We start from the raw sequence: 20538 nt of genomic DNA on the forward strand, positions 1-20538 counted from the left end.
CCGGACTGCTGATGTCTTGTATCGAATCGGCAGTTACCATTCGTGGAATGCGCAGTGATCGCCTGCCCGACGGATTCGGGGTGCGGATCGACCCACGGGTACGCGCATACTCGGGGGGTCGAATCCTTATCGGAGGTTCACCTGCCCGGTTGCTGCGCCTGGCTCCCGAGGCCGCCGAAATGATCGGCGACGGCTATCTCGAGGTGAACAGTCCGCAATCGGCAGTGGTTGCCAGACGGCTACTGGATTCCGGGGTGGCCAATCCCCGGCCGCGGCTGTTGCCGTCGCCGGAGGACGTGACGATCATCGTCCCGCTGCACAACAATCCCGGCGGACTGGACCGGCTGCTGGCCGCGCTGCGCGGGCATACGGTGATCGTGGTCGACGACGGTTCCGACGACGAGGTACGGATAGCCGATGAGCACACCGGCCGGTGCCGGGTGAAAGTGCTGCGGCACGAACGGCGCCGCGGTCCGGCCGCGGCCCGTAACACCGGCCTGCGGGCGGCGACGACCCAGTTCGTGGCCTTCCTCGACTCGGACGTGGTACCGCGCAGCGGCTGGCTCGAAGTGATGCTCGGGCATTTCAGCGACCCCCAGGTCGCCCTGGTCGCGCCGCGGATCGTGGCGCTGGACCCGGAAACCAATACCCTGGCGCGCTACGAGCACGCCCGCTCCTCGCTGGACCTGGGCCGCCGCGAATCGGCGGTGCAATCGCGCGGAGTGGTGTCCTATGTGCCCAGCGCGGCGCTGCTGGTGCGCCGCTCGGTGCTGGAAGCCGAGGGCGGTTTCGACGAGACCATGCAGGTCGCCGAGGATGTGGACCTGTGCTGGCGTCTCGAACGCTCGGGCTGGCGGGCCCGCTACGAACCGGCCGCACATGTGGCCCATGATCACCGGGTGTCGTTCCGGGACTGGTTCCGCCGCAAGATGTTCTACGGCACCGGCGCCGCTCCCCTCAGCGACCGGCACGCGGGAATGGTGTCGCCGCTGCAGGTACCGAAATGGACCGCGGCGGCGGCGTTGCTGCTGGCCACCCGGACCCGCTGGGGTGCGCTGGGCGCCGGACTCACGCTGCTGCTGCCGTTGCGCCGGTTGCGGCGCGCGTTCGCCGGCGTCGACAACCCGACCGGTGTCGCGGCGATCTACGTGGCCCGCGGATTCTTCGCCGGTCTGTGGCGGATCGCCTCGGCCATGTGCCGCCACTACTGGCCGATAACCCTGGCCGCCATGCTGTTCTCCCGCCGGATCAGACAGATCGCATTGTCGCTGGCGGTGGCCGAGGGCGCCGTCGACTGGTACACCCATCGCGAGCCGGGCGGACTGGATCCGTTGCGCTATATCGCGTTCCGGCGGGTCGACGATATCGGTTACGGCACCGGCCTGTGGCTGGGCGCGCTCCGCGCGGGCAGCCCCGCCGCCCTCAAACCGACCGCCCCGCCCCAGTAGTCCGAGCAGGTCACCCCGCATGGTGGACACGCTGATCATCGGCGCCGGGACCGCCGGATGTGTACTGGCCGCCCGGCTCAGCGAGGATCCGGGACATACCGTGCGGGTGGTGGAGGCCGGTAGTCACTGGGCTTCGGCCGACGACTTCCCCCCGGAGCTCGCCGACAGTGCCGACCTGCCGCTCGGTGATCAGGCGGCCTGGCTATGGCGGTATTCCGTAGCCCTGACGCCGGACCGGCCGGGCACCATCGTGCGCGGCCGCGGTATCGGGGGTTCGGGGTCGGTGAACGGGTCCTATTTCATCCGGGCCGCGGCGCGGGATTTCGCGGCGTGGAGCGGGGAGGTGGGCACCCGCTCGTGGGACTTCGAGTCGGTGCTGCCCTATTTCCGTGCGTTGGAAACCGATCACGACTACGGGGATCACCCCGGCCACGGCCGGGCGGGGCCGGTCCCGGTACGCCGGACACGCGCGCCCACCCCGCTGGTCGTGGAGTTCGGCACGGCCTGCCGGAAACTCGGATTCGGTGAGGTGGCGGACTGGAACGCGCTGCCCGGCGGCCCCGAATCGGGTGTCGGCCCGGTGCCGTGCACGGTCGGGCCGCCCGACGGCTCCGGGCGGCGTCATCGGATAGGGCCCGCGCATTCCTATCTGCTGCCGGCGCTGTCGCGTCCCAATCTGACGGTGCAGGGGGAAACCCTGGTGACGCGGCTGCGTTTCCGCGGCGGCCGGGTGGTCGGCGCGGACTGCCGCCGCGGCGGCGAACCGGAGACGATCCGGGCCGACCGGGTTGTGCTGTGCGCGGGCGCGATCGAATCGGCGGCGCTACTGCTACGTTCCGGTATCGGACCGGCCGCCGAGTCGACGGCGCTGGGTATCCCGGTGGTCGTCGACGCACCTGTCGGGCGATGGCTCACCGATCATCCCGAAATCGGGATCGATTACCGGCATCCGGCGCCCGCGGGCCGGTCCGTCCCCCTGGAATACGTCCTGGAGTTCGACGATATCGAGATCCGCCCCTACACGGTCGCGTTCACACCGGGGGTGTACCGGATAGGCGTGACCCTGATGCGGCCCACCAGTTCGGGCACCATCGTGTTGAGCGCGGCCGATCCGCTGGCCGCGCCGCGGATCGAGCACGGTTACCTCGGGACCGGAATCGACCGGACCCGGTTGCGCAACGCGGTGGAACTCACCGGGCAGCTCCTCGAGGCCATGGCGGCCGAACCGGTAGGGTCTGCCGGCCCGGTTTCGGATGGGTGGCTGTACGACCGTCTCGGCACCTCACAGCATCTCGGGGGTACCTGCCGGATGGGACGCGCGGACGATCCGCGGGCGGTGGTCGACGAGCGTTTCCGGGTGCACGGGGTGGACGGGCTGTCGGTGGTGGATCTGTCCGTGGTGCCGGTGCCGCTGAGCCGAGGTCCGCAGGCGACCGTGGTGCTGCTGGCGGAACGGGCCACCGCCGAGCTGCGCTGAATCCCCCGTCCCATCGATCACCTGCCTATACGCTCCCGCAGCGCCTTTGGATCATGGAGCAGTCGATTGTGCGCTAATCGGTGGCGAACTCGCTCGGCCGGGCCGCCCGGCTGCCCGCCAGGGCCCGGATCTCCCACTGGCGCGGCCGTGGCCGGTGCGGTACTTTCCACCGGTGCGATTCGCCGGTCGGTGATCAGGACCGGCCCCTCTGCAGACATCCGGACACTGCCCGGCACCCAGGAGCGAATCGCCGCCACCGAGGTATAGCCGACTGCTATCGGCGTATCCCCACTGCCTGCGCCGGGCCAACCGGTGTGGTAAGTGAGCTGTATCGGTCGGGGATACAGCTCACCGGGGTCGGCCCGCCGAAATACCAAGCGGCACCGTGCAATATTGCATCCCCATTTTCGACACCCCGGGTCGATCTCCCGGGAATCGGACCGCGAGCTTGTACTCTGGTCCCTCGGGTGGCCCGCTGCGGCAACGTGATCCGGCCACCCGAGAATCCGCACCCGGCGCCGGACACGGGGAAGGTACGGCGCCGGTGCGGAAGACTCAGCGAACTCCCCGCGACCCAGATTTGTCGACTTCGATCGACCCCGTCGCACCGATCAATTGCCGGCCATCGGTTCTCGCCGATCCGGTGAAGTGCACGCGTCGCGCCAGAGGATCCGATCGGCCCACTATCTCGCCCTCGCCGCTGAGCGGCGGTTCCGACCTGAATCCACGGTTGTCGGCTCCGGCCATAGAAGACCGCCCGAATAAGCATGAGGTTCGATTTATATAGAAGAAATCTATGTAGAAGTCTTCTACATAGACCGCAGCGCTCTGTAGGAGTGGTTCATCGGCGCTGTGGGGCACAAGGGCGGATCGACCCGCCGACGAGCACGGCCGTCGATGAGCCCGCGGGTTCGGGCATCAACGGGCGCGTTGGCGCGGGCTGCGCGAGGCGGGAACCAGCCTGCCGGCCTCGGCCGGCCTGGCGAACGCGGCGGCCTTCCGCGGGCAGTCGAGCGGATTGCAGGTCAGGTGCACTTGCATAGTCCGGGGTGGTTGCGGTGGCGCGGACCATATCCAGTACGTGGCCGACCGGATCCGGCACCGAGTCGTGGCGCAATCGCACGATGTAGATAAGGGCGTGGCCCTGCCGCCGGGCCAGCAGGCGGATGGCGTCGGTGTGCCGGGGCTGGTGGGCGCGGGAGATATCGGTTCGGAGATAGCCGATGGCTCGGGAACGATCGCGGTGGCAGAGTGCGGTGGCTCGCGTCATGGGTGGGACACCTCGGTTTCATCGAAGAGGTTTCGGGTGGCGGCCGGATCGCACTGAAATGCGTGGAACCTGGCGCAGGGTTATGACACACCGCGTACTCCCGGAGCCCTACCCGAAACGGGTGCTCCGAAAAAAGTTCTCCGCATTGCCAGCGCGAGAACCGGTGCATGTAGCAGGATTACGCCGCATCGGTGAATCGGTGGCTCCCGAATCGGAGGATGAAATGCCTGATACAGCAGGCGGTATCGGTTCCACATTGCCCAGGCGTCAACTCGGCAGGCACCTGCTGGAGTGGCGGACGAGGGCCGGCTACACACAGGCCAAGGCTGCTCAACTGTTGGAGATGGGGGCGACCAGCCTCGGACGACTCGAAAAGGAGAGAACTCCAGGATCAAGACTCGCGACATTCAGGCGGCCTGCGATCTCTACGGCGTACCGGAAGATTTGACTGCGGCCTTGACTGGACTGGCGAAGCAGGCCAACGTCAAGAGCTGGTGGCATCAATACGGTGATCTCATTCCGAAGGACTTCGACGTCTACGTGGGCCTGGAAGCGGCAGCGACCAAGGTGATTTCGTATCAGCCGGATCTGGTGCCGGGGCTACTTCGGACAGCCAACTACGATCGCGCTCTGGCGCGTGAACGGCGGCCCGAAGACATCCTCGAGGAACAAGATCGGCGTGTGCAGCTCGAAATGCAGCGGCAGAAGATCATCACTCGGCGTGCTCGGCCAGACGGCCGACTGCTCGGCCGGTAGCGCGACCGCCGTGGTCGGGGCCGGTGTCGGTGTAGCGGCACCAGGTCGGAATGGGCGGCGTCTTGTGCGTGGACCGCACCGAGAAGGTCAGGGTTCGATCCCCTCGGATTCACTTTCGAACCGCGGGCCGTCGCCTTCGGTGTTCTCCATATATGCTACCAATGGTAGGATAAGTGCCATGGGCGGTAGCAGAAAATACTCCGTAAGCCTTCCCGAAGAACTCGCCGAGACTGTTCGCGAGCATGTCGGGCCCGGCGGTTTCTCCGCATATATCACCGAAGCGCTCGAACAGCGCGTCGCCATGGACAAGCTCGGCGAAATCGTCGCCGACTACGCCAAGGACCACGACCCGCTCACCCAAGAAGAAATCGACGCTGCTCGCGCGGCGCTGCGTCACGACAAAAACGCACCTGGGGACGCAGCCTGATGCCCGGCACCCTCCTGCTCGACAGCGAAGGTTTGTCCAAGCTCTATCGCCGTGATCGAAATCTCGTCGTCCACGTCGAAGCGGCGCGGCAAGAAGGCATCCGCGTCGGCGCAACAGCGATGACCCGACTGGAAGCGGAAGACCGCCGACTGAACAAAGCCGGAATCGCCTGGGTCCTCTCCCGCCTCGACCTCCACGAAATCAGCCGCACCATAAGCGATTCCGCCGCCGACCTCCTGCGGACACATCAGCTGCACGGCCACAAATACGCGATAGACGCAGCCCTCGCCGCTGTCGCCCGAAGCGCCGTGCCGCCGGTCACTATCCTCACCTCTGATCCCGAGGACCTCACCCTGCTGTGCGGGCCGGGGATCGAGATAATCAAAGTTTGAGCACTCAACTGCTTCATGCGCAGAGTGCGTCGTCCGGCTCCCGGACGGGCTCGCTGTGCATGTCCGCGGTCGACGATGCCGGTGGAAGCTTCGTCATGAACTACACGACGGTGGTGATCACGGCACCGGCCACCGGGCGGAATCGGCCGGCAACGCGGTGACAGCGCGGCCCGGTTCGTCACCGTCCGCCGAAACCCGACATGCCGATACCGCGCAGGAATGCCTTCTGCGCGACCGCGTAGACGATGACCAGCGGTAGCAGGATCAGCATGGACGCGGCCATCAGCACCGGCCAGTCCGAGACGTATTGCCCCTGCATCCACACCAGGCCGAGGGTGACGGTGGAGATCTCCCGGCGTTGGATCATCACCAGTGGCCACAGGAAGTCGTTCCAAACGTCGACCCAGGTGAGTACGGCGAGAACCATCACCGCCGGTTTGGCGTTGGGCAGCAGAACCCGCCAGTAGATCTGCCACGGGGAGCAGCCGTCGAGGACCGCGGCCTCTTCGAGTTCGACGGGGAGGGTACGGAAGAACTGCCGCATCAGATAGGTGCCGAACGCACTGCCGAACAGTCCGGGCAGGATCAACGCCCAGGGGGTATCGGTCAAACCCAGCACCCGCATGAGCAGGAACTGGGGCACCACGGTCACGGTGAGCGGGACCATGAGCGTGGCCAGATAGGCCACGAACAGGGCGTCGCGGCCGGGGAAGCGTAGCCGGGCGAACGCGTATCCGGCCAGTGAGCAGAAGAAGACCTGGCCTGCGGTGACACATCCGGCGTAGAGGACGGTGTTGAGGAACATCCGGCCGAACGGCATCTCCTGGAAAACGGTGCGGTAGTTGGACCACTGTGGTTCACGCGGAAGCAGGGCCGGTGTGGCGACTTCGGACTGCTTCTTCACCGAGCCCGCCAACGCCCACAGGATGGGGAGCAGGGCGCACCACGCCATCGCGATGAGCGCGAGGTAGAGCGCGGCGGCCCGGACGAAGGCGCGGGTCTTCCAGACCGGTACCACTTTCACCGCTCCGTCGAGTTCTTGCGGGTGAACCACAGTTGCGTGACGGTCGGCGCCAAGAGGACCAGGAAGATCAACCAGGCGATGGCCGACGCGTAGCCGGCGTCACCGAACGCGAAGGCGTTCTGGAAGATCATGATGCCGAAGACGTAGGTTCCGGTTTCCGGGCCGCCGTTGCCGCCGGTGAGCACGTAGATCTGGTCGAAGGCCTGCACCGAGCCGATGATCGAGACGACGAGGACGAAGGACAGCGCGCCCCGGATCAGGGGCACGGTGATCGATACGAATCGCCGGATCGCGCCGGCTCCGTCGATCTTCGCCGCTTCGTAGAGGTCCTGCGGGACGCCCTGCATCGCGGCGAGCAGCACCACGGTGGCGAACGGGATGGTCTTCCACACGCTGACCAGGCATACCGAGACCATCGCCCACCGCGGTTCGACCAGCCAGGGAATGGGACCGAGGCCGACCCCACCGAGCATCGTATTGAGCAGCCCGTTGTTCGTATCGAAGACGAAACGCCAGATCACCGCCATCACCACGCTCGATATCGCCAGGGGCAGGAACATGACCGTCCGGAAGAAGCCGGTCCCCCTGACTCCGCGGTTCAGGGCCGCGGCGATGACGAGACTGATCGACACGGTGGGGATCAGCGTCCCGAGGGTGTAGACGATCGTGTTCCGCAACGCGATGGCGAACAGCGGGTCCGTGGTGAGCAGCTCGCGGAAGTTCCGCAGCCCGGTGAACCGGATCGGCCCGAACATATCCCACTCGTGGAAGCTCAGATAGAGCGAGAAACCCAGTGGGAGGACCAGGAATACCGCGACCGCCAGGAGATTCGGGGCGATGAACAGTCGTGCCGCCCGTGCCTGCCGCTTCGCCGACTCCGAGCGGCGTCCGGTGGCGGCAACCGGTGCCGCCGGTTTCCCGGTCGCGATCTCGTCGGTGGTGGTCATCGGTTGCGCAGCACCTCGTCGGCTGCCGGAGCGAGATGGTCCGCCAGCGAGGTCGCCGGGGCGGCGCCGCGGAGCACGGGACCGATGTACCGGTCCATCAGCGCGTCGATGCGCGGCCATTCCGCCGTGACCGGCAGGGGAGCGGAATGCGCCGGTCCGCCGACGAGGATGTCCAGGTTGCGGATATCGCTGTGCGCCGCAGCGAACCCGGGGGATCGCACGGCGGAGCCGAGGGCCGGCACGAAAAGGCCGGTCTCCGCGACAACCGCCTGGCCGACCGGCCCGGCCGCGAACTTCAAGAACTCCCACGCCTGATCTTTCCGGCGGCTACCGGCGGAGATGGCGAGGCCCGTGGTGCCGATATTCGAGCGCGCACCGCGGAACGCCCGCCCGGCCGGTAGCGCGGTGATATCGAAATCCAGGTCGCCGGCCTCGGCGAAGGTGCGGTACCGCCAGTGCCCGCCCATCGCCAGCGCGGCTCTGCCCTGCGTGAACAGGTCCATCGCCGAGATCGACTGCTGATCCGCCGGACTCGGCGCCACCCGATACCTGTTGGCCAGGTCCGCATAGAACTGGACGCCTTCGATGAAAGCAGCCGTGGCGAAGTCCGAACGGTTGGGAACGGTTCGCGGGCTCGCCCATTCGGCGCCGTTGTTGACGGCGAAGAGACCGGCCGAATAATACGGCACCCAGGTGTCGACGAACCCCCACTGCCGGACCTCGCCGGACCGATCACGCTCGGTGAGCGCGCGGCCGATATCCAGGAACTCGGCGAAGCTCCACGCGTCTTCCCACCGGCCGGGGGGTCGCAGTCCGGCCTGGTCGAACAGCGTCCTGTTGCAGAACAGGAAGTTTCCCGACCACTGTTCCGGGAGCGCGTACTGCCCGCCTTCGAAAGTGAAGGTGTCGTACAGCGCCGAGGTGCCGCCTGCCGACAGGTCGGCGGCGAAGGCCGGGTCGCGGTCGAGCAGGGTGTTCAGATCCAGCAGCACGCCCCGGTCGGCGAGACCGGCATAGGTCTGTTCCCACGCCATCAACACGTCGGGACATCTGCCGCCCGCGCAGAAGGTCAATATCTGCTGCATCGGGTCGGGGCCGGACAGCAGGGTGCGCACTCGGATATCCGGATTTCTGCGAGTGAACTCGTCGATCACCCGCTGCCGTCCGTCGGCTTCGGCGGGGTTGGCCTGGAAGAAGAACGTCAGTGCGTCGTCGTCGTTGTCGCACGCACTCAGTGCCGACACTGCCAGCGCCGCGCCGATGCCGCCGGTGGCGCGGAGGAATTCGCGCCGCCCGAGCGGCGTTTCTCGCTCACCCACGCCGCGATCACCTCCTGCGCCGCGCCCGCTCGCGCGAAATCGTCCGAGTACGGAACCGCGATTCGTGCCTCGAGCGCCGTCCCTTCCGTCTCCGACTGATGCCGCTGCCCGGCCCCTGCGATTGTCCAACGCCGCCGTGCGAATCGACCCGAGCGACTCGCCTGCATCTCATGGGGTCGGGGGCGGCGGAGAGTCACCGGCTCGCCGCGCCGGGCCCGGCGGTGACCGATCGCCGCCGGAACTGCCGGTTCACTTTTCCCCATCAGGGCGGAGGTCGTCGAGATCGATACCCAGGTCCGCCAGATCGCCCGCCAACTCACTCATATCGATTACCGGGTCGCTGCCGCTACTCTCGCCGGAGCGGTGGAGTTCGAACCAGTGTGTGGCACTGGAACTTTCCGTTCCGAAATGGAGATCCCGGCCGCAGGCCGCGCTCAGCGCATGGGCGAGTTGAGTGCCCCGACCCCCTTGCCGTTCGACGGACTGCTGGTCGGGAACCCAGTCCGCCATTTTCAACGCATCACCGGGACCCATGGCATTGGTCACCGAGATGCGTACCCGACCGTCCTCCGGCGCGGTGACGTCGACTCGGCCTCGATGATCGGGCGAATAGGCGACCGCATTCGTGTACAGCTCCGAGATGATCAATTTCGCATCGTCGATCTGCGCCGGCGTGAGCCACGGATAGTTGTCCGCCAGGCCTCGGGCCATCGCCCTGCGGACCTCCCCGACTCCCTTTTGATAGTCCTGATACACCGACTCCCACAGCGGAGTTCTCCGGTCGTCCCCATCGGCCCCTGCCGCGCGCTCCGGTTGCGGGGTGGAGCCGGGTCCCGGGACGACCCGCTCGACCGTCCGCGGCGTCCGGTCCAGTTCCCACGTCGTACGTACCCGGCCGGCGTCGGTGTGGGTGACCTCGATGCGGAGAAGCCGGGACCCGTCCGTCCGGCCGACGGTTTCCGCGGTGAGCCGGACCGTACCGCGACCGTGGCCGACCACGTCTCCGACGGCGTTCGCGATATCGTCGACGTAACCGGGCGCAGACCAGTCGCGCAGCGCGGCGGTCAGGGAGTTCCGCGCCGAGGCCGCGCCGACGGCGTCCGCGCGCAGCGCGGGCGAACCGGGGCCACCCAGATCCAGGCGAATGTGCGGTTCGTCGTCGGCGGCTCCGGGTCGGCCACCCGCGGGCGGCGACGGAGGGTCTCCCGCTCCGTCCCCGGATGAGGTAGGCCGATCCGCGCCGGACGACTGCCGACGTCCGGAGGTATCGGGACTCCCGTTACGCAGCGCAGCCGTGACCTCCGGACCGGATTGCTGTTGTACGCCGTCGGCGACTTCCTTGCCGCGGTAATCTCTGCCGAGGAATCGGTCGGCGGACTGTTTCGCTCCACCGGACATGGCCTGCTTTTGCCGGACGATGTCCGTGGTGCACGTAACGAGGGCGCGTACCGCACGCTCCGCAGCCTCATGCACAATCTCCGCCAGGTCGGTCGGACCTCGGGACGCTGCGCCGCTCATTTCCTCGCCTGCACGTTCGGCTCCACGAAATCCCGGTGGGACTCTGGATCAGGTCGACGGTCGAGGGGTGCAGAAGTCGTGTGGCGAACCGCACTCCGGTAGTAGTGTGCTCCATCGTCCGGCGACCCGAACCTCTGATAGAGACTTTCCTGTCGCCCTGTGGCGGAAACTTTGAACCACGCGTCGAGCCTATGCCAAGGCTGTATCAGGGCGGGAAAATGCGACGACTCCGGCTTCGGAAGCTCTGCCCGCCGACCGACCGCGGGTCGCGAGAGGTCGGACACGGTGGCCGCGGCTGCGCGGCCACCCACCGTACGACTCTCCGGGGTCAGATGAGGTTCTTCTGCCTCTTGATGCGGCGCCGCACGTCGGCCATCAGGGCGTGACGGCCGCCGTGCCGCAGGAAGCGGGGAATGAAACGGTTCACGAAACCGACGAAGAGGAAGAGATTTTCGAACCGGCGCTGATCGGCAGCGGACCATTCGACCCGCATCTGCTCACGGAACCAGGGGCTCAGGAAACCGATGGTGAGGAACCTGAGCAGGCCGCGGAACGGAATACGCAGGTACCAGTGGATCATCCGCAGGTTCAGCAGGTCCTCGAGGTAGGAGCGGACGAAATCGTCGAGCACCGCCTGTTCGCAGGCGGCGTTCCAGTATTCGTCGAACTCGGCCCGGATGGCCGGCCACATATCCTCGGTGACCTGCAGCGTTGTGCCCAGGGCGGACGAGGACCGGTAGAACGCCTCGCCATGGATGGGGTCCTTTCTTCTGACGTGGGCGGTTTCCCGGCCACGATAAGCGCCTGCCCCGCGCGCGGGGTCAGATGATGCCAACCGCCCTTCTTGCCGCATGAACGGCGAAATATGTAACTGACCAACCGATCCAGGTGCGCATAACCTGCGTCACAACCGGTCAGCGTTCTCTGCCGTATCGGCGTTCCAGCTCCTCCTTCTTCTCCAGAGCCTCCGCCGCGGCCTTCGCGCGGGTCACTTCCGGCGGTTCGTGGATCCGGCCCTCGGCAGCAGCCCGAGCAATTGCCGGTGGGATTCTGGCCGCCAGGAGCTGCTGCTCGACCCGCTCCATCTCCCTGTCCTGATTGGATCGGTGATCCTGTGTGGGCGAAGACAGGCGGGCCAGCACCGCCGAGCGGGCCGCGTCGGCCGGCACGCCTTTCTCGACCAACGCGGCGACCTGGGCATTCATGGCGGGGCACCTCCCGCTGCCACCCCGATGCGCTCAGCCCGAAAACGACGTCCAGGCCCTTCTCCATGGTTTTACCCTGCCAATAGCGCTCCTTCCAGGCCGTGGATGCTTCTCGCCACCCCAGCGGGGTCCTCGGGATCTGGTTGGCCTTGAGCTTGTCGGGCACGTACCCATCCATGTACCTCCGGTACTCGCTGGGAGTGAGCGATTCCGGTCTGTCCCCCGGGCCCATAGTTACCGCCTATAAATCGTTTCCATCGGTTTCAGCTACCAGCTGTTCGGTGTAGAGACGCTGGTATTCCTCGGGCTTCGGACGCCCGTACTCGACCCACCGCGTGTACTCGGTGAGCATGTTGTTGAGGACCCACACCAGCTGTGTCGGCTGCTGTGGCTTCTTGGCGAAGGCGCCACCGATCTGGGCGCGCGGGTCCACCGCCCATTCGGAGAACGGGCGCAGGATCTGCGGCCACACGGGGCCGGCCTCGCGCATGTGGGCGACGTTGACCCACCGGGCTTCGGTGGCCCGGCGGTGCACTTCACCGATGAAGCGGACGAAGCGATCGACCAGGCGCGCATTGGCCGGGTCGTCGATCGCGTGGATACTGCCGAGACGATCGCGGATCACGTCCTCGCACACGGCGAGCCCGTCTGCGGTGTACGGGTCGGCCAGATCCCCGATCGCTGGAGCGTCCTCGGCGAGAAACCTGCCGAGTTCGTCATCCATGGCTTGCAGCCACTCCAGGAAGGCCGGATCCTGCTGTGCTTGGTCGAATTGCTGGTTCATCGTTGACGCCCTTCTCTCGTATTGCCGATGGCCTGACGATTCGACCACTTCCAGGTGCCGGCCGTCTCGGACCTCGGTCGGCGCGCTCGGCCCGTCGCGGGTCGGAGCCGAAAGCACTCCACCGGCCCCAGATCGGGGCCGGCGGGGCTATTCGTCGTCTTCTACCGGGCTCAGCAGTCGCCGGATCGGTGGCCGCTTATAGCCGACGCCGCCCAGCATCAAGCGCTCCTCCGGCAGCCGTGGCCGGGTAGGCGGCCCGGCCGGCCACCAGTCCTCCAGTTGGACCAGCCCGGGTTCGAGGATTTCCAAGCCCTTGAAGTACTCGGCCAGCTGCTCGCGGGTGCGATACCACCCTGATCCAAGGCCCATCTCGACGTGGGCATGCTCGAGGCGCACCGCGAGATCGTGCGGTTCTGGGTCCTCGTCGGCAGGATCCCAGAAGTTGGTGATCGCGATATATGAGCCTTCCGGCGCCCGGTCGATGTATTCGCGCATCACGCCGACCGGATCCAGCCTGTCCTCGACGTGGTGCAGAAGCCCGCAGATCAGCAGCCCGAGCGGGCGCGTCATGTCGATGTGCTGGAGCACACCCTTGTTCTCCAGCAGGGTGTTCTTCTCCAGCAGGTCGCCGTCAAGGTAATGCGTGCGCTCGTTACGCTCCAGCATGACGCGACCGTGCGCGCCGCAGACCGGATCGTTGTCGATGTAGACGACCTCGACTCCAGGGGACTCCAATTCGGCTATCTCGTGGGTGTTCTGGTTCGCGAACACCGGCAGCCCTGCCCCGATGTCGAGGAACTGGGTGATCCGGCCGACGCCGGCCATGTAGCGCACAGCCCGTTGCTGCCAGCGCCGGTTCATCCGGGAGACGTCGCCCTGGCGTGGCGCTACCCGCTGGATCTGCTCGAAGGCTGCGCGGTCGGCCGGGTAGTGGTCCTTGCCGCCCAGGCTGTAGTCATAGACCCGGGAAATGCTCGGGCGGCTGGTGTCGACACCGACGGGCTTTCGGGCGCCGGTGACCGGGCCCGGTGCGTGCCCGGTCATGCCGCCTCCTCGCGATAGGTGTGAGACCGAAGCCCTGCGGCGACTTCCTCCAGGACATCGGCGGCCGGGATATCGTCGGACATCGACAACGCGGGATCGACGTCGACAGGCTTCCTCGTGCTGGCACATGGTGATTCGTGGTTATCGGACACTCGGTACCACTTCGATCTTCGCGGCACGCAGCCGATTGACGATGCGCTCGATTTCAGCCCGCAGGCGCGCCCGATCGGTAGCAGTGGTGAAGCGCCGGATGTCGGTGGGCCCGTTACGCAACTCCGCAGCGACCCGTTCCATGGTTTCCAAGTCGGTCCGGTACGAATCATCCAGCAGCCGTAGAGCACCGGCCATCGCCCGATTCGTTGCCGGTCTACCGGTCGAAAGCGGCTCTTGCATGTGTCCTCTCCCCAAATGAGGCCGTCATGGTGTGCACCCGGCGCCGGGGAAGTCGGGCCACGGTATGCGACAACGGATGGCTGGCTATCGGCCCGGCGCCGGGGCTACTCCGAGTAGGGCACTCGCAACGCCGTGCATGCGCGGGCGTGGGCGGCAGCTGCACATGCGCGCACCGGTGATATCCCCACCGCGGTCGAAGTCGGTATGGGCGTCCTTGCGGAGCTACGGAAAGTGACGTCGGGCCGCACCTTGCGAGTACTGACGCCGGTGGGAGCCACCGACCATCCAGCGGCTGCTGAGTTCCGGGAGGAGTTCAGGATGCTCGAAGGTGCGACACGGAAGGAAATCGAGTGACGGAGTTCCGCCATGATGATGCCGCGCAGGCACGCGACCTACGAGCGACCGTAGAGGGCATCTATCGCCGGGCGTACGTGGACGCAATCGACACCGGTGACCCGTTCGACTCCCCTGCCGAGTTCATGCGCCGATTCGACGCCTACACCCACCCCGACCGCAGCAGTGGTTTCGAACTGGTAGTGGCGTATGTGGATGGGGCGCCGACGGGGCAGACGTGGGGGTGGCCACTACAGCCGGGCGCGGCGTGGTGGGGCGGCCTTCAACTCGACGAGGGCGACCCCGCCGAGTTCACCGCGGAGACGGGGGCGCGGACGTTCGCGCTGTCGGAGATCATGGTGTGCACCGAGCACACCGGCCACGGTCTCGCTCGCGCACTACACGATGAGCTGCTGCGCGGCCGCGGTGAGCGGCGGGCAACGTTGCTGGTGGAGCCGGACAACGAGCGCGCCTACGCGCGCTATCGGAAGTGGGGCTGGTACCAGGTCGGCCGGCTGCGCCCAAGATGGGACGACGCGCCCATCTTCGATGTGCTGATGCGTGACCTTCCGCTGTTCGACGATGGAGTCAGCGGCGGACGCTGACTCCGAAGGTGTCGAGTGCGGTGGCGAGCTTCATGATGAGCCGGTTCGGGGTGTTCTTCACCAGCATGAAGTCGTACTTCTCGTAGAAGCTGACCGTTTCTTCGTCGATTGCGTCGACGACGATCAGGCGCCCGCCGGACGCCTGGGCCGCGCCCATGATCTTGGTGACGGCATCGACGAGCATCTGCTCGCCGATGCCCTGCCCGTGGAACTCGCGGTCCAGGGCGAACTTGGCCAGCAGGAATGCCGGGACGGTTTTCAGTCCGGTCGAGAACTTCGCGGCTATGCCGTCGACGTCCTTGTCGACCGATGTCGGGGCAATCGCGTAGTAGCCCAGGACGACGGGATCGTCACCCTGGGTCCACACGTAGGTGCGACTGGTCCAACGCTGCTCGGCGTTCAAGGCCGACTGTTGCAGCCATCGGTTCAGCACTTCTTTGCCGCAGTCGAACCGGCTCAGGTCGTGCCCGGTGGTTATTCCGGTCGATATCCAGGTCACCGGCGCTCGAAGATTCTCGGCTTCGCGGCTGCCTTGGCCAGGCCCGGCGCGTAGTCGGGTGTGTCCAGCGATTCCATCATCGCGTCGAACTGTTCTGCCGGCATGAGTGTGCGGCTCGACAGTGCGAGGATCCGGTCGGCGCGCTCGTAGGCGGCGTTTCGGATGAACTCGCTGGGCTTTTCCTGGACCGCATCAGCTGCGGCTTCGATTTGGTTCCGTCGTTCTTCGTCTAGCCTTAGTTCGAAGCGTTCGGTCTTGGTGGTCATGACGGGCCTCGCGTGTGTTGTGGTGTACAGCCCAATGTACGGAGAATGTACGGCAAACACTAGGTACTTAGGGCAAACGCCACACGAATCGTAATCATTTCACCGCTCTGACCAGCGAGGATCCGAGAGCGCGAAGTATTCTCCGACGGCCGATGGCACCGGCTATCCGAGGTGATGGGAAGTCCGCTGCCGGTACGCAGCGGTTGTCGAAGGTGCCGTCTTCGCATTCCGGCCCGTTCTCAGGCCATCGAACGATGTCGTCGCAGGTCCCGCAGGCGTGCGTGCGGTGACCTCCGCATCGGCAGGGCTCCCACTCGACCGTGACGCGGTTGGGGCCGAAGAAGTGCCCGTTATGGCAGGTCTCGGGCGACGGCTCCCCGACCAGCCGGCGGGGGTGCGGTAGAGCTTGCCGGGCTCGACAAACCTGTTCCGCGCCACCCACCTTATCGAACGCATGCGACCCTGCTCACCCGTCGCCAGCCGGACTGTCCGGCTGGGGCCGGCAGTACGTCCGGGTGGGCTATTGCAGTGCGACCTTCGCACCGCCGGAGAACGCCGAGTCGTGGAACTCGATCACCGTGGGCTGGGCGTCGACGGGGACATCGAAGGCGATGACCACGCTCAGTTGGTTACCCGGGTTGATGTCGGCTCCGATGACGGCGGAGTCGTTGACGTTGACCTCGGCCATGGTGTCGTTGGTGAACTCGCGGCCTTGCGCGTCGATGAGGGTCTGGTTGGACCCGAAGTAGGCGCGCGGCCGGTCACCGATGTTGGTGACGGTGGTGTGGACGAGGATGTACTGGCCTTGCGCCTCCTTCTGGAGATAGGGGTTGGTGCCCACCACCTTCAGGCCCTGCTCGATCTGGGTGACGACGAATTCGAACTTGCCGTCTCGGACCGCGCTCCCGGCCGGCGCGTGATCGGGTTTCGGCGGTGCCTGTTCGGTGGGTGCTGCTACCGGAGGTGCGGCCTTGGCCTGCTCGCCCGGGGCGACACGACTGGTAGTGGTCTTGCTGGCGGCGTCATCGTTGGAGCCGCCGATCGCGGAGACACATCCACCGAAACCGCAGAGTGCCAGCACGCCCACCAGAATCAGCAGCGGCACCGGGGGGGTCTTCTTCTTCGGAGGCCGCGGCGGCGGGTACGGGGCTCCGTAAGGCTGGTGCGGCGGCGGGTACGCCCCATAAGGCTGCTGGGGCTGGTACGGGTAGGGCCCGGGCTGCTGCGGCGGCTGCTGCTGGAACGGTTGGGTCATTGAGTTTTCTCCTGCGTTATGCACCGAAAATTGGTGTTTTCAAATTAGTACCAGCAGATCGCTGGAACCTGGGGTGATGTAGACAGAAAGCAGCCAGCCCCCATTAGTGGCAATGCCGCGCAGTTGGGGGTCCGTGTGTGGTGTCAAGCCGATCCGATTGCCGGGCTCGGTATGTCGTGACATGGGACAGCGGAGCGCCTGGTAGAAGAGGTTTGTCACTCCAAGACAACTCTTCACTGGGAGCTCCGCTGTCGGATCGGTCTGTCATCAACCGGCGCGGTGTGGTAGCCGCGGGTGCGTTCGCGCCGGGTCATCTGGGTGAGTTGACCCAGATCGTGCCGTTCGACCTGGTCGACGCGGCGTTGGAATCGGTGGGTGCGGTGCAGGCCCGGGTCCGGGCACTGCCCTCGCGGGTGGTGGTGTATCTGCTGCTGGCGGGCTGCTTGTTCGCCGAGAACGGTTATCGGCAGGTGTGGGCGCGACTGGTCGCCGGCCTCGACGGTGCCCGAGTCGCCCGTCCGGGGTCCTCGGCGCTGGGTCAAGCGCCGGGGGGCCGCGCCGGGCCGGTCGCTACCGGCTGATCACCACACTGACCGACCACGGCCGCTACCCGGCTGCCGAATGGCCGAACTCTACCACCAGCCTACAAAACCCAGGTCAGCATCCATATTGTGCCCGGTTGACAACTGGGCACAACCCAACTGCGCGGCATTGGGGCTAGTGGGCGGGCCCGCCGTACAGGACTGTCCGCATGAGCAGGGCGACCCGCTCCTGTGAGGCGGTCGCGACCGTGCCGAGCGCGCGGCCCAGGTCGACCACGAGGGCGAAGGCCGCGTGGACGAGGAAACGTGCCTGCGGACCGGAGAGTTCGGGACGCACCTGCCGGACCAGGCGTGCCCATTCCTCCACGCTCAGCCGCTGCACATTGCGCAGGGCGGCGCGTTCCTCGGCGGGTACGTGCTGGAATTCGGTGTAGTAGACGAAGGTGAGTTCCCGTTCGGCGAACGAACCCTCGACGTACTGGTCGATCAGCGAATCCAGCGCCTCCCGCGGTCCGGCCGCCCCGGCCACCGCGGGACCGATCGCGCTGGACACCCGTTCGGCGGCGCGCCGGAAGGCGGCGGCCAGCAGATCGCTCTTTCCGCGGTAGAAGCGGTACACCGCGGACGCCGCGGACAGGCCCGCCGCGGTGGCGATGTCCTCCACGCTCACATTCGGGTATCCGCGGGCGTGGAAGAGTTCCACACCCTTGCGGAGCAGCAGTTCGTGTTTGAACGATTCCGGGATCTCCACCGGGCGGGCGGGTTCGACCTCCCCTGGTTCCGGCAGCGTTACCGCAGCGAGGTCCATAGCGGTGGAAACGAGCAGTCCGGCAAGGGCTTTCGTAGGTAGCGTCGCATGGTGATCGGCGATGCTGGTGATCACCGACAGCAGGGCCACCACCAGAACCTGGCGATCCTGACCGCGCAGCTGCGGGCGGTAGGCGGCGAGCTGGGTACCCAGCGCCTCCAGCACCGCGTTCTGCTGTACCTCCCGGATCTCGCGGTCGGCCGGCTCGAGGTAGCGGCCTTCCCAGCGCACCAGCGTCACACTGGCCCGGTTGGCGACCGTGACCGCGCTGAGTGCTTCCAGCACCGTCCGCAACCGCTGCTCGGGCGGGGCCGCCGCGGCCTCGGCGTCGAGCCGCACCGATTCGGCCATGGCCTGGCCGACCCGTAGCGACTCCTCCTGGAACAGCGCGTACTTACTGGGGTAGTGGCGGTACAGGGCGGCGGAACTGATACCGAGCCCGCCGGCGATGTCCTCCATGCTCACGCCGTGGTATCCCAGCGAACCGAACGCGTTGGCCGCGGCCGCCGCGATCTGTGCCCGCCGGTTCTTCGGCCGGCGCCGCACGGGGCGAGCCGCCGCGGCGCTCTCCTTCTTCCCGGTGGCGGCGTCGCTGCCCGGATCGTCACGACCGTTCGCGCGCACCGGCGGCGCGGACGACCGGACCCGGCGATTGTCGACGCTCATTCCGTAATCCTATCGTCGGGTAACCAGCGACAATGCCGGGCACCCCGCTCAGGGGCCGTTCCGGGCGGTCGGTGCGCGGCCCGGCCCGGGTTTCCGGCTCGTCGCCGGGTGGCCGCGGGGGCCGGGGGCACGAGGACTCCCCGAGGGGAGAACCCAACCATGGCACAAACCGGGGTCCCCGAGTCCCGGATACGGGGTACCGCGGCGGTCGAAGTGACCGGGGATTCCGGCCGGCGTGACCGGGGATTCCGGCCGGCCGGGGCACCCCGGCGCAATCGCGGCGCCGAAACGTGTCCACTGACCGGGAACGCGGCTGGGTCGACCCGGTGCCTCAGGTCACTATCGGCGCAGTCACACAACTCCGCTGGAACATGGAGGTTCCGATGCCGGATCTTGCACCGAACGGGCGACCCCAGCACGGTACAGACGAATACAGGCAGATCGAGGCGGCCGCGGCCCCGACCCGGTTCGCGCGCGGCTGGCACTGCCTGGGCCTGGCGAAATCGTTCCGGGACGGGCAACCGCACGAGGTCAAGGCATTCGGCACCACGCTGGTGGTGTTCCGGTCCCAGACCGACGACACGCTGCACGTGCTCGACGCGTACTGCCGGCATATGGGCGGCAACCTGGCCCAGGGGACGGTCAAAGGCGATTCCATCGCCTGCCCGTTCCACGACTGGCGCTGGGGCGGTAACGGCAAGTGCACCGGGATCCCGTACGCCCGGCGGGTACCGCCGCTGGCCCGCACCCGGGCCTGGCCGACGCTGGAACGCAACGGTCAGCTGTTCGTCTGGCACGACCCGCAGGGCAGCAAACCCACCGACGCGGTGACGGTCCCGGAGATCGAGGGCTACGGCACCTCGGAGTGGACCGACTGGACCTGGAACTCCCTGCTGGTCGAGGGGTCGAACTGCCGGGAAATCGTGGACAACGTGGTCGATATGGCCCACTTCTTCTACGTCCACTACTCCTTCCCGCGCTACTTCAAGAACGTTTTCGAAGGGCATGTGGCGACCCAGTACATGCGGTCCACCCCCCGCGGGGATATCAACGTCGGTACCAGCTACGACGACCCGAATTCCGCGCTGCGCTCGGACGCCTCGTACTTCGGCCCCTCCTACATGATCGACTGGCTGTGGAACGAGGCGCAGGGTATGACGATCGAGACGGTGCTGATCAACTGCCACTACCCGGTCACGTCGAATTCGTTCGTCCTGCAGTACGGCGCGATGGTGAAGAAACCCCAGGGCATGTCGGACTCCGACGCCGAGGCGATGGCGGCGCAGTTCGCGCGCGGTGTCGAGGTGGGTTTCGAACAGGATGTCGAGATCTGGAAGAACAAGGCGCCCATCGACAACCCGCTGCTCTCCGAGGAGGACGGGCCGGTGTACCAGCTGCGCCGCTGGTACCAGCAGTTCTACGTGGATGTCGAGGACATCACCGAGGACATGACCAAACGGTTCGAATTCGAGATCGATACCGAACGCGCCGTCACCAGCTGGGAGGCGGAGGTCGCGGACAACATCGCCCGCGGCGCGGTACTCGACACCACCACCTGAC

At 66.7% G+C, this 20538-nt stretch carries 20 protein-coding genes and 1 pseudogene; 8 read left to right on the forward strand and 13 right to left on the reverse strand.

Annotated features, from left to right (window positions below; all coding sequences use genetic code 11):
- Nucleotides 1–47: 47 nt before the first annotated feature.
- The 5 genes from mftF to ACLML9_RS05875 all read left to right on the forward strand — a co-directional run bounded on the left by mftF (nt 48) and on the right by ACLML9_RS05875 (nt 5770).
- Entirely contained in the window at nt 48–1448 is a 1401-nt protein-coding gene (mftF, locus tag ACLML9_RS05855; protein WP_411944510.1) for a mycofactocin biosynthesis glycosyltransferase MftF, read from the forward strand.
- A gap of 19 nt (nt 1449–1467) precedes the next feature.
- Entirely contained in the window at nt 1468–2925 is a 1458-nt protein-coding gene (gene mftG, locus ACLML9_RS05860) for a mycofactocin system GMC family oxidoreductase MftG (protein WP_411944511.1), read from the forward strand.
- A 1726-nt stretch (nt 2926–4651) separates the two neighbouring features.
- Complete coding sequence (locus ACLML9_RS05865; RefSeq protein ID WP_411944512.1) at nt 4652–4951, forward strand: Scr1 family TA system antitoxin-like transcriptional regulator; 300 nt, start codon at nt 4652–4654, stop codon at nt 4949–4951.
- Between the two features lie 178 nt (nt 4952–5129).
- Nucleotides 5130–5378: a hypothetical protein gene (locus ACLML9_RS05870; RefSeq protein ID WP_411944513.1), complete on the forward strand. Its 249-nt coding sequence runs from the start codon at nt 5130–5132 to the stop codon at nt 5376–5378.
- Complete coding sequence (locus tag ACLML9_RS05875) at nt 5378–5770, forward strand: DNA-binding protein (protein ID WP_411944514.1); 393 nt, start codon at nt 5378–5380, stop codon at nt 5768–5770. The genes ACLML9_RS05870 and ACLML9_RS05875 overlap by 1 nt, the downstream gene beginning before the upstream one ends.
- Nucleotides 5771–5948: 178 nt before the next feature.
- Here the strand turns inward: ACLML9_RS05875 and ACLML9_RS05880 are convergent, their stop codons facing one another.
- From ACLML9_RS05880 to ACLML9_RS05920, 9 genes and pseudogenes are all read right to left on the reverse strand, one after another.
- Nucleotides 5949–6794, reverse strand: coding sequence for a carbohydrate ABC transporter permease (locus ACLML9_RS05880; protein WP_411944515.1), 846 nt, complete (start codon nt 6792–6794; stop codon nt 5949–5951).
- On the reverse strand, nt 6791–7741 hold the full coding sequence (locus ACLML9_RS05885) for a carbohydrate ABC transporter permease (RefSeq protein WP_411944516.1): 951 nt from the start codon (nt 7739–7741) through the stop codon (nt 6791–6793). The genes ACLML9_RS05880 and ACLML9_RS05885 overlap by 4 nt, the downstream gene beginning before the upstream one ends.
- Nucleotides 7738–9060: an ABC transporter substrate-binding protein gene (locus ACLML9_RS05890; protein WP_411944517.1), complete on the reverse strand. Its 1323-nt coding sequence runs from the start codon at nt 9058–9060 to the stop codon at nt 7738–7740. The genes ACLML9_RS05885 and ACLML9_RS05890 overlap by 4 nt, the downstream gene beginning before the upstream one ends.
- 249 nt (nt 9061–9309) lie before the next feature.
- On the reverse strand, nt 9310–10458 hold the full coding sequence (locus ACLML9_RS05895) for an ATP-binding protein (RefSeq protein WP_411944518.1): 1149 nt from the start codon (nt 10456–10458) through the stop codon (nt 9310–9312).
- Nucleotides 10459–10906: 448 nt separating this feature from the next.
- Nucleotides 10907–11329 (reverse strand): annotated as a pseudogene (locus tag ACLML9_RS05900) (oxygenase MpaB family protein); the annotation flags it as partial.
- A gap of 163 nt (nt 11330–11492) precedes the next feature.
- Nucleotides 11493–11783, reverse strand: a complete 291-nt coding sequence (locus ACLML9_RS05905; RefSeq protein WP_411944519.1) for a hypothetical protein — start codon at nt 11781–11783, stop codon at nt 11493–11495.
- A gap of 241 nt (nt 11784–12024) precedes the next feature.
- Nucleotides 12025–12615: a hypothetical protein gene (locus tag ACLML9_RS05910; RefSeq protein WP_411944520.1), complete on the reverse strand. Its 591-nt coding sequence runs from the start codon at nt 12613–12615 to the stop codon at nt 12025–12027.
- 99 nt (nt 12616–12714) lie between these two features.
- Entirely contained in the window at nt 12715–13611 is an 897-nt protein-coding gene (locus ACLML9_RS05915) for an SAM-dependent methyltransferase (protein ID WP_411944521.1), read from the reverse strand.
- Nucleotides 13612–13752: 141 nt separating this feature from the next.
- Complete coding sequence (locus ACLML9_RS05920; protein WP_411944522.1) at nt 13753–13959, reverse strand: hypothetical protein; 207 nt, start codon at nt 13957–13959, stop codon at nt 13753–13755.
- 395 nt (nt 13960–14354) lie between these two features.
- Between ACLML9_RS05920 and ACLML9_RS05925 the strand changes: the two genes are divergently transcribed.
- Nucleotides 14355–14942, forward strand: coding sequence for a GNAT family N-acetyltransferase (locus ACLML9_RS05925; RefSeq protein WP_411944523.1), 588 nt, complete (start codon nt 14355–14357; stop codon nt 14940–14942).
- Here ACLML9_RS05925 and ACLML9_RS05930 read toward each other — a convergent pair.
- From ACLML9_RS05930 to ACLML9_RS05940, 3 genes are all read right to left on the reverse strand, one after another.
- Nucleotides 14926–15441: an N-acetyltransferase gene (locus ACLML9_RS05930; protein ID WP_411944524.1), complete on the reverse strand. Its 516-nt coding sequence runs from the start codon at nt 15439–15441 to the stop codon at nt 14926–14928. The genes ACLML9_RS05925 and ACLML9_RS05930 overlap by 17 nt on opposite strands.
- Nucleotides 15438–15707, reverse strand: coding sequence for a DUF1778 domain-containing protein (locus ACLML9_RS05935; protein WP_411944525.1), 270 nt, complete (start codon nt 15705–15707; stop codon nt 15438–15440). Before ACLML9_RS05935 ends, ACLML9_RS05930 begins: the two co-directional genes overlap by 4 nt.
- 520 nt (nt 15708–16227) lie before the next feature.
- Nucleotides 16228–16962: a DUF4352 domain-containing protein gene (locus ACLML9_RS05940; protein WP_411944526.1), complete on the reverse strand. Its 735-nt coding sequence runs from the start codon at nt 16960–16962 to the stop codon at nt 16228–16230.
- Nucleotides 16963–17243: 281 nt separating this feature from the next.
- Between ACLML9_RS05940 and ACLML9_RS05945 the strand changes: the two genes are divergently transcribed.
- Nucleotides 17244–17543, forward strand: coding sequence for a transposase domain-containing protein (locus ACLML9_RS05945; RefSeq protein ID WP_411944527.1), 300 nt, complete (start codon nt 17244–17246; stop codon nt 17541–17543).
- 136 nt (nt 17544–17679) lie between these two features.
- Here ACLML9_RS05945 and ACLML9_RS05950 read toward each other — a convergent pair whose 3' ends face one another.
- Nucleotides 17680–18978 (reverse strand): TetR/AcrR family transcriptional regulator, encoded by a 1299-nt coding sequence (locus tag ACLML9_RS05950; RefSeq protein ID WP_411944528.1) that lies wholly within the window; start codon nt 18976–18978, stop codon nt 17680–17682.
- Nucleotides 18979–19349: 371 nt separating this feature from the next.
- Here ACLML9_RS05950 and ACLML9_RS05955 point away from each other — a divergent pair, with 371 nt between their 5' ends.
- Entirely contained in the window at nt 19350–20537 is a 1188-nt protein-coding gene (locus ACLML9_RS05955) for a Rieske 2Fe-2S domain-containing protein (RefSeq protein WP_411944540.1), read from the forward strand.
- The last annotated feature ends 1 nt before the right edge of the window (nt 20538 follow it).

The organism is Nocardia sp. NPDC002869 (assembly GCF_046764065.1).
Classification (GTDB): domain Bacteria; phylum Actinomycetota; class Actinomycetes; order Mycobacteriales; family Mycobacteriaceae; genus Nocardia; species Nocardia rhamnosiphila.